This window comes from Symmachiella macrocystis (assembly GCF_007860075.1).
GTDB lineage: Bacteria > Planctomycetota > Planctomycetia > Planctomycetales > Planctomycetaceae > Symmachiella > Symmachiella macrocystis.
The window spans coordinates 1282892-1296364 of record NZ_SJPP01000002.1; the positions used below are offsets into that span (position 1 = coordinate 1282892).

Genomic DNA, 13473 nt, shown 5'->3' on the forward strand with positions numbered 1-13473 from the left:
TAGCCACGGCAAGCGACAGGATTTCTCGCGGGTCGTCAGGAGGATTCTCGCGCGGGGGCATCGAGCGTCATGCCCGTCAGGACGTGCATGGGTCGACGTAGCCGGATAGGAAACTCAGCCTGATATGTCACTGGCGAGCATGCTGCCGGTGGCCCCCCCAAGAAGATGGGATAATCTAATACTGAACAATGCGCTGTTGTATTAGGACGTTTCCAGTTGGTTATTGGGCAGACGTCTCACGGATCAGCCCGTGAGCAATCCGGCTGCGCGTCGCGACACCGCACATTACAACAAGCCAACCGGCTCGATTGGTATTCAACGGTGACGACTGACGAGGAGAAGGCCCCGTTTTTTAGCGGGGCACATAGACGGCTGAGCGGCATTCGCAGAAGCGTTCGAATTGATCGGTAATTCCCACGATGCTCTCAGCGGCTCCTAGAATCAGATTTCCGTCCTGAGCAAGTTGATTCCGCATGCGTTCCAGCACGTTACGCTTATGTGCGACTTCAAAGTAAATCAACACATTGCGGCACACGATCAGGTCGAACGGCCCCAGATGGCAGAAATCGTCCAAAAGGTTCTGTTGCTTCCATTGAACGCGATTTCTCAAGTTATCCTTGATCCGCCAACCTTGTGGGACCTGTTGAAAATTTTTGATCAGCAGTGGAGTTGTCAATCCGCGTTGCACTTCGAACTGGGAATAGATCGCTTCCTGTGACCGCTTGAGCATTTTTTCCGCGATATCGGTGCCGACGATTTCAACATTCCAGGACTGCAGTTCCGGAAACGATTCGTCGATGAGCATCAGTAGTGAATAGAGTTCTTGGCCGGTGGATGCTGCCGCACACCAGATTCGCAAACGTCGCAATTCCCGCCGTGCGTTGATCAAGGCGGGCAAAAGCTGTGTTTTCATTTCCTCAAAGGGAGTCACATCACGAAAGAACGACGTTTCGTTGGTCGTCATCGATTCCGTGACGGCCGTTGAGAGGCGTGGGTCGCGTCCGCGGCGCAGTTCGACAACCAACTCAGGAATATCGGACATCCCGAAACTCTGCGCCAACGGCATCAACCGCGCTTCCAATAAGTATTCTTTTCCGTTGCCCAATGCCAAACCTGAGGATTCGACTAAGAATTTCGTCAGGTAATCGTAATCGTTGGCGTTCATAAACCGCTCCGTGTTCCTAGCACTGCCGACTTGGGATGTTTTGGCAAGATCGAATGCGATCGCTTGCAGAGGGATTCTGTGGGTTGTCCGTCAAGCAATTTCTAGCACGCCGGTCTCTTGTAGTTTTCCACGCACGATATCTTCCGTGAATGGTTTCATAACGTATTCATTCGCGCCCGCTTGCATGGCTTCGATGATGCGTTCCATGTCGTTTTCAGTGGTACACATAATGACTGTCGGCTGTGGCAATTCGTTGTCGGCTCGCAGAGCTTTGAGGAACTCCAGCCCGTTCATAATGGGCATATTCCAATCCAACAGAACCACGTCCACCGCATGTTCATGAACCATAGCCAGCGCTTCTTCGCCATGCTCAGCTTCAAGCACTTCCAGCCCGATGGCCGCCATAATGCGGCGCCCCGCCAAACGCACAGCGCGCGAGTCATCCACAAGAAGTATCGTTTTCATCGTTTGCACCTTTCCCTGAGAAGGGATTTGTTATTCACACTCAGAACTTAGGTCGTGGTTAGACAACATGCAGGGTTTCCGGCAAGAATTGGCACATGTTTTTCAAATCCAACAACTGGTGGTTAAAACACAGCGGTACAAACCGCACAAACGGCGCAACCATTGGGTTCAATCGCGTAGAAAAGTTGTAAGATGCCGGACCCGTCAATCACCGACAAACTGAATCGACGAGTCGCATCTCACAGGGCGCTGCTAAAATTCCCCCTGGCAGTCCACGAGGTATTCCCCTGGTCCGAATCAATGTCTTGGCGGTCTCCAGGCAAACACATCCCATGCCTTGCCGCTAAAACCGGCGCAATTCCACCACAAGGCATATTGACCTCGTGTCGCACTTTGTAGTATTACCCGCCGCGCTGCCGGGTCGGTGGCTACGGATTCCGCCTCTCACGGGATTTCACCGACTCTCAGTCAATCGTCTCTCAAATCCGTCTCTCAAATCTATTGCGACAATTCGTCCGACATCGGCCAGCCGATACAACGACGGATGGGGTTCTGTTCATGATGAATCCATTACGCGCAGGCGACCGCGCCCAATGCGTTGCGGCCCTGCTGCTGCCGACATTAGCTCTCCTAGCCTGCTCCGGGTGCCGGATGTTTGAAGCACCGGTTGCCGGCGCTGCGCAACCCGCGCTCAACTGGTTCGCCAATTTTGGGAACGACGACGCGCAAATGTCGCCGCCGCTGGACATCAATTCCATTCGCCCCACACCACAGACCGCCCAAGTCCAACCGGGGGATCTGTTGGAAATCACCGTCTCGAATCTGTTTCAGCCGGAGGAACCGCACACGTTCCCGGCCCGGATTCACACGGACGGCAGCCTCGAAATTCCGTTATTGGGCCAACCGGTCGTCACGGGTCTGACTCGCGCCGACATCGAAAAAGGCCTGAAAGATGAATATCAACGCCGCGAACTGCTGGTGAATCCGACCGTGATTGTTCGGGAATTGGAAGTACCGCGCGTCAAAGTCTATGTCGAAGGAGCGGTCGAACGCCCCGGCATCATCGCCCTGCCCCGCGAAGATGCCAGCGTCTATTCGGCATTGGTTTCGGCGGGACTGAAAACGAACGCCGGCGGTCAAATTTCCGTAGCGCGACCGCTCAACCTCCAGGCAGTGGCGCCGATTGCGGAAACGGCAGCCCTGTTTGCATTGGCCGATGAGACACTCGATCAAATACCAGGGGTAACCCCCAATGACACCGTCAATCCACTCCCCTTGGAATCAGAAACTGTAAGTGAAGAACTCTTGGAAATTGCTGCAGATCAGATTGCACCAGCGATTGCTGCGGCCCCAGCGGTCAACGCGGTTTCCGATGATCAGCCGCAATCTGGTTCACCGGGAACTGAATATGAAATCATCTGGTTCGACGCACAGCGCGAAGAGGACCGCCGGGCGTTGATCGAACTGCAACTTGGTGAAGGGGATATCGTTGGCATTAGCGAATTGGTGCCCCCCATCAAAGTTTTGGGCTCGGTACAAAACCCCGGATCATTCAATATTCCCAACAGCAATAACATCACGCTGGTGGATGCCGTGCGATTGGCCGGTGGCGTCAAAAACGAAGATGATGCTCTGAAAATCACGCTGATGCGGCTGAATGAAACAGGTTGGCCCGGTCGCAATTGGTCGCGATCGTGGGAGGAATTGGAAGCGAATCCACAACAGTCTCCGGCTATTCAACCGGGCGACGTGATTCACGTCGAGCGTCCGGCCGGAAGTAAGCTTAAGCAAACAGTCGAGGGATGGTTGAGCAAATGAAAATGAAAATCAAACTAAATCTGCATAAAATCATCCGCAAACCATGGGCGGCCGCCATCGCTGCATTGGGTGTTTGCCTGATCCATTATTTGACGGCAACGACCGTGCTGGAAACGACCGTCAACGTCAAACCGCATGATCAACCGGTCGACCCCAAGTCGATGTCCGAGATTCCCGAAGCGGTTTTTGACCACGCCTTCGCCGCTCTCGATGCGCAGCGCACCCAAGCGGGCAAACCGCTGCTTGATCTCAACGCGGTCGCGCAACAGTTGTCAGTTTCCTTCAACGAAGACGATCAAACGTTGCAGCTGCGCTGCCTCAGCCAGGACGCCGGCGAAGCGGAGTCGATTCTGAATGCTCTCGCAGACGGCTATGTGGAGAACTCACGGCAACTCAAATCGAGCGTGGCCCTGCCCCGCATCGAAGAGTTAAAAGAAGATAATCAAGAAACACAGCAGCAACTGCAAACCGGCAAGACAACCATTGCTGCTATCAAAAGCCAGCTGGATGAGGAATCACTCTCTGAAACGGCCCAATTGGCTTCACTGGAACGGATCAAGAGTTTCTCCGCCCAAATCGTTGAAGCCAAAGCGGATCGCCTTGATGCGGAAAACCGTTATCACGAAGCAACCCAAGAACTTGAAACCGGTTCAGCCGTGCATCTTGTAGCAGCCCAACTCTCGACCGGCTCGGCTAAGGAGATCGTCCAAGCGGTGATGAGCCATGTGGACTTAGTCGACGAATTGCAACGATTGCGGCAAACTGAGCGTGAGTACTCGCAATACTATGGAGTGCGTCACCCGCGAATGATTGAAATTCAGTCCAAACAAGCGGAGTTGCTGCGGCAAATCGATGACCTCTCTGAACCGGGTTCAGGAATCCAACAGATTGCCACGACCGACCAGCCGGACCAAAATGATCGCCGGGCGCTGTTACTGAGGACCTTGGCTATCGATTTGCGTCAAAAGCAAACACGGGAAGACGATCTGCAAGACCAATGGGACTTGGAGCAAGCCCGACTCACCCGGCATTCCGAACTGCAAGACCGTCTTCAGCAAGCGCAACTGGAAACGCAGGCAGCTGAAAAGGAACTCAAGTCGATCAAAGCAAAAATCGCCACCACCACAACAGGCCATAAAGCACACGCCACGATCCTCGCGCCGGCTGCTACAGCAACGGAACCGGTCTCTCCGTCGTTTTGGGGACACGTGTTGTGGGGTTGTCTTGCCGCTGTGGCCGTGGGATTGCTGAGCCGGTGGGCTTTCAAAGACTTGAAACAAGCGACAGCGGACTCTTCGACACCGTTGAGTTCCACCACGGAAACCGCAGAGACATCGGGGCAACCTCCTTTGTACGCGCGACGGTTGATGCGTCTGGCCAAATTAAATCGCAATCAAGAAGCCACGTCGTAAGTCGACAATTTGAGGTCGGAGGGGACCGATGCCGGCGTGCGAATTGGTTCGTGAAGCAGTCAAGGTGCTGGCATAGCGGGGCAAAGTGTGTAGAATCGGGACATTCATTTGCCACGATTCTTGTCACCCCGAACTGCGAGCCACCCGATGCCCAGCCGCGCTGAAACCGAGTACCGCTACGAAAAATTGACCTGGCCCGAAATCAATGATGCGGTCGATCTCGGCAAGGTCTGTATCATTCCCGTAGGTGCGGTCGAACAGCATGGTCCGCATTTGCCGTTGGACGTTGATTTGGTCTGTCCCGGCGGCGTTGCTCAGGGTGCCGGGCAAGAAATGACGGATAAAATTCTGGTCCTGCCCACGATCCCCTATGGCTACACCGGGCATGTGATGGATTTTCCCGGAACGATCAACACGCACTACGAGACGTTCATCCGCCAAGTGCTCGACGTTACGAAGTCGTTGGCGTACCACGGCTTTAAGAAGATCATTCTGCTCAACGGGCATGGTTCGAATATGCCCAACTTGGATCTCGCGGCGCGGCGCACCAATCTGGAAACCGATGCGGAATGCGTGTTGGCGGCTTGGTGGCAACTACTCACAGTCGATCCGGAGTTCATTCCCAGTTGGCGGGAAAGCAAATTCCCCGGAGGTTGTGCGCATGCGGGCGAACTTGAGACGTCGATGTATCTGTATCTGGACGGCGACAATGTTCGCAAGGATTTGATCAAAAGCGGCGTGATCTCTTTCAACGAAGAGGAGAGCCCTTTCAACTGGGTTGATGTCTTCTCCGCTGGCCCGGCGACGCTCGTTTCCTGGACGAGCAGTTACTCCGATACGGGCGTGTTGGGCGAAGCGGAATTGGCCACTGCGGAAAAAGGGGAGCGCGTGTATCGCGAAGCGGTCAAACAACTCTGCGCTTTCGTGAACTACTTCGGCCCGCGCCCCAAAGATCAACGCGGCCGCCACCAACGCCACGCTCCCTCGATGCCAATCCCGTGGGGACAACGTCCGATTGAGGATTGAAGTCGTTACGCGCCAACGAAATGGGCGTGAACGAGAATTTAGGCCACAGACTGTAGGAAGAGCATTAGGATTGGATTGCCAATGCTCTTCCTACAGTCTACGGTCTAAAGCCTACTGTCTATTCACCACTCAGAGGCGAATTTCGTTCTCCTCTCAAACTACAAAGCCTGATTCCTCACGGATGAAATCATTCGACACGGACATCCTTGCAGAGTTCGACGCTGATTGGCGGCAGCGGTTTCGTGGTCAGTTGCGGCGGTGGTATGCGCGGTATGGTCGCGAATTGCCCTGGCGCAATAGCCACGATCCGTATCGTGTTTGGATCAGCGAAATCATGCTGCAACAAACGACGGTCACAGCGGTCGTTCCCTATTTCAAGCGATTCCTCGCACGCTTCCCAGATGTACCGACGTTGGCTGCAGGAGAAGAAAACGACGTGCTGCGGATGTGGGAGGGGTTGGGGTATTACAGCCGGGCGCGGAATATTCACAAGGCGGCTCGCACCATCGTCGCCGATTTTGACGGCGATTTTCCACAAGATGTCGCGGCACTGGAAGCGTTGCCCGGCATTGGACGTTATACGGCTGGGGCGATTGTCTCGTTTGCGTATGATCGTCCCGCAGCGATTGTCGAGGCCAACACCTTGAGGCTGTACAGCCGATTGTTGGGATACGAACAGGACCCGCGTTCGAGCGGCGGACAACGATTGCTGTGGCAGTTTGCGGAATCAATTCTACCGCGCAAACAGCCGGGGACGTTCAACCAAGCGTTGATGGATCTGGGGGCGACGGTCTGTACCCCGGCAGATCCGAAATGTCATACGTGTCCGGTCAAATCGGGTTGCCGCGCGTTTCAATCCGGAACACAGGACCGTATTCCGGTTGCACAAAAGCGACCGGAGCTCACCGACGTAACCGAAGCCGCTGTCGCTATTCAGCACAACGAAGAATACTTGCTGTGTCGACGCCCCCACGGCGAACGCTGGGCCGGGCTGTGGGACTTTCCTCGTTTTGCAACTTCGGAATACCCCGCCCCCCACAATGGCCGCGATCTGCGGAAAATTCGTGGCGAACTGGAAGGCCATCTTAAAAAGCAACTTGGACTGGCAGTCAACGTCGAGGACCTACTGAAACAGTTCCGCCACAGCGTCACACGGTACCGAATTCAACTGTTGTGCTTCGAGGGCACATTGTCCGACACATCCACGCAACCAAATGTCGAAGAATACGTCTGGGTCTGCTCGTCAGACTTCCACAATTATCCATTGTCGGTAACGGGACGGAAATTTGCTGATATTTTGGTGAACAAACGGTCTGAACTCCCGTTTATCGATTAGGCGAACATCTGCATCACAATCGTGCGGCTGTGTGGCGCAAGTTGTTTTGTCCGCCGTATTTGCCGGTAGGAACGTCCTCGCAGCCTGAAACTCGTGGAAATCCTCTACCCCCGTCCTAGTTCACAGCTATAATATTGATGGAGGGGCGAGCACCGAGTCATCGCAGGACGATGGGCTTTGTGGTCGGTCCCAGGCAAGGTAATTCCGCACGGAGCGCAATGACCACTCGTACACCTCAATCCCCTGAAGAGACGCAACGCCAGTCGACTTCGACCAGCACAGCGTCGGCACCGCAACGACCGGGTGACGGAAAAAATTCTGTCCGCGCGCGTCTGAGTAAGGAATCCGCAAAACGTCAGCGTGCGTTAGCACCCGTCGCGGCTGAGTCTCCGACCATCTGGGAGACGATTCAGACTTGGCGACGAGAATTGCGTCAATGGGCAACTGGTCCCGAGGGGATGTCGTTGGTTGTCTCAGCTGGGGTGCATGTGCTGCTGTTTATGGGCATCGCCTTGGTGTTGTATCTGTGCGGAATGCGTCTTGAGGACCACCTCGGGGATCGGGGTCCGATCAACGCACTCTTTACGGAAACAAACGTTGATAATAAGCAGCCACTGGAAACGTTGGCTGACACGGAGTTTGAACTGACCGACACCCTTGCTGATGCCAGCGAACTGTCGGCGTTGAATTCAGAATCGATCACAGACAATGTGCGATTCGTCCCGGATATGGTGCTGAGTGATTTCGGCGATACGGCCGCCACATTGCCCGCGCTGCCTCAGAATGCGTTGGACATGGTGAACGAAGGGGGCGGCAACGGCAAGTCCTGGAAGCGCGGCGGATTTGCAATGCCAAAGAACAAAGGCAAAGTGATCACCCGCGGAAGTTTTTCGGTCTGGACGGTTCCCGAAGATCCCGAACCGTTCAAATCCTACAAGATTGTGATTCAGTTGAATCGTCTTGTCCCCATTCGTGACTTACGCGCCGATGTAACCGGCACCGTGACCGGCACCGACGGTTATCGTGCCAGCATTGGCCGTGTGCAGAAGGGAATTCACTTTCCACGCCAATTGGTGATTCCCAAAGCCCGGCAAATTGCCATCGAAATTCCACCGGCGAAATTTGAGCTGGTCCGGGACATCATCGAAGTCCACTCCAAAAAACTCGACGAAAAGCAACGGATCGAAATCATATTTTAACGATCCGGAGTGTCCGAGTCCCCCATGTTGCTTGCTAACATCGGTGGGTTGCGACGCTCGCGGTGTCTCTGAAAAAAGCCTCACGCAAAGCCGCAAAGGGTTTATTGGCAAAGCGAATATTTTGTGGGACAAGTACGAGTCTGTTTTCGAAATACGACTTCGTAATTTCATTTAGCACAGCGGGAGGGCGAAGCTCCTGCTGAGCCGCTTTCTTCCCCTGGGCGTGCAGTGATCCGACGGGTTTGGTAAGCGTTTTGGTCCATCGCGGCTCGGCGGGAGCCTCGCCCTCCCCATTGATCACATACTCTAAGTGGTCGCTGGTCCGAATAGCCGCACGACGTTCCCAAGTCTTCACAAACGCCGAAAGGCAACTTACCGTCTTTTGTCTTCTTTGCGACTTTGCGCCTTGGCGTGAGGCCTTTTTTTGGCGCAGCCCATAAGCCAATAGGGACATCGCAACGCACCCGATGCACGCGAGGCGTAGCCGTGCGGGGTGTTATTGCACGAGGATTTCCGGGGGTGTTTTTCGCGATGCGTTGATTGCGCGGTCGACGTTGTTCTCAAGGCCGTTGAGCACGGTTTCGTCCAAGACTTCGACCATCAACCGCTGAACGTACTTGTAGACATCCCAGTAGCCGTCTTGGACGCCGTCCACAGCGCGATTGACTTTCGGAGCGCCGAGCACGGTGTTGCGGCCAACTTTATCAGAGATTTTTTCATCAAGCCGTGTCCCTCGATTTTGCAACCAATCGACGACGCCATTCGCACGGTACATATTCCCCGACGACGTCAAACTATAGTCTCCTAGCGAGACCTCTGAGACGTTCAGAGCATGGGTCCCTTCGGTGACCCACTTGTGACGGGATCGCCGACCGCGACGTTCGATGCTGTTCACCGCTTTTGTAACCGGCTTCTTTTTGTCTTTGCCGGGAGCGAAGGCATCGTCTACCAATCGAAAGACGCTCCAATCTCCGACGGTCAAAGCGTTGTAAGCGATGTTGTTGACGTCCCAGGGGCTGCCGGGGCGATTGACGGAGATTGGTTTTCGATCAAATTCGGGAACCGGCGCATAATCCAGTTTGTCCCATGCCTGCAGGTCCACGTCGCGCCAATGCACCGGCGTATCGTCGGCTGACGGTTCCGCTGCAGCGGTCGTGAAGACGGTGCGACGGACTGTTCCTTCAAACCATTCTGGACGTGTCTTGACCGAAGCCATCGTCAAGATCGTGGGTGTCAGGTCGGCCAAACGGGCTGGTTCGTGAATCCGCGCGCCGCGACGAATATTCGGTCCCGACACGTACCAAGTGGCCCGCACCGCATCGGCCAATGGGTAACCGTGCGTCGTTCCGGGTGTGTTCTGCGTTCCGAAAAACCAACCATGCCGGGCTGTCACGACAAGATCGGGGGCGTATTCTTGCTCACGGACTTTGAGGTGATCTTGCCACAACATATGCCGAGTGAGCGTCACCACGCCATCGGGATATTCGGTCGGCGCCGTCAGTTGCAGCCACTTTTCCTCATTGTGGTAGTAGGTAAAGTACTGCGGCCAGACTTCCTGCAGCAGTTTGAGCGGATCGGTTTTGGGATTCTCCACGACATCGAATTCGGCTGCGCCATTTGCGCCGGGACGGACATTGTTGACGACCGTATAGCGATACTCCCAGCCCCCTTTTTTGCGTTCCCGCCGGTCAATGATCGCCTGTCCGCGGTCCGCCGTGGTGATCAGGATCGAACGATCATCCAGTTTCATCAACGCTAAATCGACAGGGTTTTGTTCTTCCCCCGCATGGTTGACCGCTCGCGAGCTGACGATGTATTGCGGTAAATCGACCGCCGGTAAATGCGGGGCGATTTGGTAGGCCAATAAATCGGCCGGACGGTTGGGGCCGCTCCAATCTCCCGACTGATAATTTCCTCTGGGCAAAAAGATGCGTGCGGCCCCGTCGGAATTTCCGTCGACATAAACCATCTTGTCTTTGGTATCGCCGGTGTGCCAGTTCTCTAATCGGTGTTGTCGCACCGAGAGACCTAACCCGCCGCCGAGCCAACGGCCGTCGGCTGTGACTTCCCGTTCGCGGAATAACAGTTCATGCACCAGATCGTACCGCGTCAAATGGGTCTTGCGGCCTCCCAGATGCCCATGGTCGCTGACCAACACGAGATACGTATTCTGCAACCGTCCCTGCGCCCGCAGTTCTTCGGTCACATCTCCCACGAGAACATCCGCCATGGCGATTGTTTTACGCGTCGTGCCAAATTGTCCGCGACAATACTTGTGGCTGACAGAGTCGGTCTCGGGCAGCCAGATCACCGTCAGCGGCTGTTCGCGATTGAGCAAATGCCGGACAGCGAAGTGCGCGTTGGCATCGTCGATATATCGCCAAGCCTGATGAGCCTGGAAATAGGGCAAATTCCGCGCGAGACTTCGTGTCCACATAGACGGAGGTGCATCAGTCATGATGGGCAAAACTCCGGTCGCCCAATCGTTCCCCTCGACGCGGAGGTAATCATAAACCGCTGGAATGCCGGTCCGTTTTGAGGACTTCCAACGAATCTCTGCTTCGTTGCCCTCGAAATAACCCACCGACGCAGCCTGGGCATTGTGTATTAATTTGTCCGTCCCGTGCGGCCGCAGAAGCCTTGATGTCCGACTGGGGCCCATGGGATCCAAACCGGACTCCGATTCCAGCCGTTGCCTGCTGAAGCGAATTTGCCCCTTGATGCCATGCCGGTCGGAAAAACATCCGGTCCACATCGTTCCGTTGGAGGTGATTGTATCGGAGGGAAACGCGGTAAAGGTGTTCCGCATGTGTGTTCCGCCGTCGATAAAATGTTCCGTCAGATGCGGTACATGGTGCATCGCCGACATTTCTTCCAACACGTCGGGCCGCAGTCCATCGACGTAAAACACAACCACGGAACATCCCGCCGCCGGTAGCCCTTCCGGTGCGTCGCGGCGAACATCCTGCCGGAACGACACGGGCTGCACGGTGTCGGGTTTGGAGACCTCGACATAGAATTCACCGGAATTGTCGGTCAGATCGAAGTCGTTGACGCCCAAATACAAGCGGCCGGTCGACTCAGCCGCAATGCTCATTCCGTCGCCGACAAAAAACGGACGTCCCTCGCCGATACGGCCGATCAGGCAATAACAAGGCGCCGGTCCGCTGCCCGCTGCCGGCAAGGGGAATTCTTGATGCCCCTGAGAATCGTCGTAGAAAAAAGTCCCCGCCGGTCCCGCTTCGGATTGCTCGATTTCCTGCTCGGTTTGGGGAATGAGATGGCGAATTTTCCCGTGTGCCACCAACGTCACCGATTCTCCCGACTGCACGTCCACACCGCTATCGACCCATTGGGCATTGGCAGGCACGACCAAGGCATCTCCCGAAACACCGCGCATATCACACGTCAATTCAGGCACGGCAACGTCGTGATGACAACCACTACTCAAAGCGCATAACCACAGACAGACCACAACTCCAAGAGCTGCTGTCGTCCTATGTACGAGAGCGCGTTCGGCGGCGGGGGTGAATAACATGCGGGCTGCTGGTTCAGGGGGAGGGATCGCTGGACCGCCATCTGGGTACGAATGGCGGAAGACTCTTAAAACGCAAATACCGCATGACTGACCGATGTCCTACGGCAGTCACGGGGATTAGGATCGTCATAGCCGGAATGACCGCATCACCGATTTGCCCCCTAACTACCGTGCTATGCAGGGGGTAGGAGCAGGTCGTTCCAATTATGCCGTTTGTGCGCCCTGATGTTCTTTGTTGACCGGCTGCGCGCGGTTTTGGCTAAAGTCGCTCGACGGCTGTAGTGATCTCAAAACGCCGCGTCGCTACAATTTTGAGATGCCCCGCCTCTTCTACGGTAATTTTGATTTTGAACACCATTTGACCGGCGCCGGCGCTCCGTCTGCAGACTCCAAACTCGGCCGGATCAATGCGGAACTGACGCCCGCGCTGCTCGCGCTCGCGGATGAAGAAGACTGCCTGTGGTGTCCGGCTTCATTTGATGAAACCTATCTCAATGACCTCACCGCAGCGGGGATGCCGCGACCACGACTCGTGACCGCTGGCAGTGCCCTGCCGCCGGACTTGAGTCTGGTGCCATGGGGTTGGTCGGATGTCGCTTTGAAATTGGCAACGCGAACCGGGGCATCGGCCGAGCATCCGCCGCTTGAAGTCGTGAAACAGGCGAACTGCCGCCGCGTCGCCCACGAATTAGAAACCCGCTGGCATTGCGGCCTGGATGGCGCTGTCGAAATTTGTCATCTCGATGAACTGGTAGCGGTAATCGGGCAATCAGCGAACTTCTCTCTCGGTTGGGTACTCAAAGCACGCTTTGGCATGTCGGGCCGTGAACGGCATCTCGGAAGTGGCGGGGATGTCGATATCCCGACAATTAACTGGGCCAAAAAACGTCTCGCGCGCGATGGGGCGGTATTGTTCGAACCGTGGGTGCAACGCATCGACGAAGCTGGACTGCAATTTGAGATTCCCCGCGACGGCGAACCGCAGTTGTTGGGAATCACCCCGCAATTGTGCGACGCAACCGGTCACTACCGTGGAAGTCGGCTCACGATTTCCACCGCAGCGGCCACCGCTTGGCAATCGGCGGTCGACGTGGGGCGGCGACTGGCAGTTCATTTGCAACAAACCGGATACTTCGGCCCGTTGGGCATCGATGCTATGCGGTATTGCGATCAGCAGGGAGAAATCCGCATCCGTCCACTGCAAGATATCAACGCCCGCTCGACAATGGGCCGGTTGGCCTTGGGGTTTCGGCGCTGCCTTTTGCCCGGTGAAGCGGGCGCCTGGCTGCATTTTCCTTTTCAACCGATGGAGGGATCCGAGGATTCCCCATGGGAGCACATTCGCCGGAAACTCCCCGCCGACTGCCGCATCATACCGACTTCACCTACCACCATTGGCGGACAGCCGCCGCAGTTGCAGCACCTGATCGTAGCTGCGCCCGGGGAAAGCGTGCAGGCTGATGTGGAACAGCTGTTCGTTTAGCAGCCTGTGAATTCAGCCGCGCATAAAAAAA

The 13473-nt window shown here is 55.6% G+C and carries 9 protein-coding genes; 6 read left to right on the forward strand and 3 right to left on the reverse strand.

The window, feature by feature from the left end; all coding sequences use genetic code 11:
• Positions 1-352: 352 nt before the first annotated feature.
• Both CA54_RS23065 and CA54_RS23070 read right to left on the reverse strand, forming a co-directional pair.
• Positions 353-1165 (reverse strand): CheR family methyltransferase, encoded by an 813-nt coding sequence (locus CA54_RS23065; RefSeq protein WP_146373313.1) that lies wholly within the window; start codon positions 1163-1165, stop codon positions 353-355.
• Between the two features lie 90 nt (positions 1166-1255).
• Entirely contained in the window at positions 1256-1630 is a 375-nt protein-coding gene (locus CA54_RS23070) for a response regulator (protein WP_146373314.1), read from the reverse strand.
• A gap of 558 nt (positions 1631-2188) precedes the next feature.
• On the opposite strand from CA54_RS23070, the gene CA54_RS23075 reads away from it, so the two are divergent.
• From CA54_RS23075 to CA54_RS23095, 5 genes are all read left to right on the forward strand, one after another.
• Positions 2189-3448, forward strand: a complete 1260-nt coding sequence (locus CA54_RS23075; RefSeq protein ID WP_146373315.1) for a polysaccharide biosynthesis/export family protein — start codon at positions 2189-2191, stop codon at positions 3446-3448.
• Positions 3445-4860, forward strand: coding sequence for a hypothetical protein (locus CA54_RS23080; protein WP_146373316.1), 1416 nt, complete (start codon positions 3445-3447; stop codon positions 4858-4860). Before CA54_RS23075 ends, CA54_RS23080 begins: the two co-directional genes overlap by 4 nt.
• Positions 4861-5007: 147 nt before the next feature.
• Positions 5008-5886 (forward strand): creatininase family protein, encoded by an 879-nt coding sequence (locus CA54_RS23085; RefSeq protein WP_146373317.1) that lies wholly within the window; start codon positions 5008-5010, stop codon positions 5884-5886.
• Positions 5887-6067: 181 nt separating this feature from the next.
• Positions 6068-7222 (forward strand): A/G-specific adenine glycosylase, encoded by a 1155-nt coding sequence (mutY, locus tag CA54_RS23090; RefSeq protein ID WP_146373318.1) that lies wholly within the window; start codon positions 6068-6070, stop codon positions 7220-7222.
• Positions 7223-7440: 218 nt separating this feature from the next.
• Positions 7441-8421: a hypothetical protein gene (locus tag CA54_RS23095; protein ID WP_146373319.1), complete on the forward strand. Its 981-nt coding sequence runs from the start codon at positions 7441-7443 to the stop codon at positions 8419-8421.
• A 496-nt stretch (positions 8422-8917) separates the two neighbouring features.
• Here the strand turns inward: CA54_RS23095 and CA54_RS23100 are convergent, their stop codons facing one another.
• Complete coding sequence (locus CA54_RS23100) at positions 8918-11842, reverse strand: alkaline phosphatase family protein (RefSeq protein WP_197532751.1); 2925 nt, start codon at positions 11840-11842, stop codon at positions 8918-8920.
• A gap of 433 nt (positions 11843-12275) precedes the next feature.
• Between CA54_RS23100 and CA54_RS23105 the strand changes: the two genes are divergently transcribed.
• The gene (locus CA54_RS23105) at positions 12276-13442 is read left to right on the forward strand and encodes a hypothetical protein (protein ID WP_146373321.1); all 1167 of its coding nucleotides are present in this window, start codon (positions 12276-12278) and stop codon (positions 13440-13442) included.
• Positions 13443-13473 lie beyond the last annotated feature (31 nt).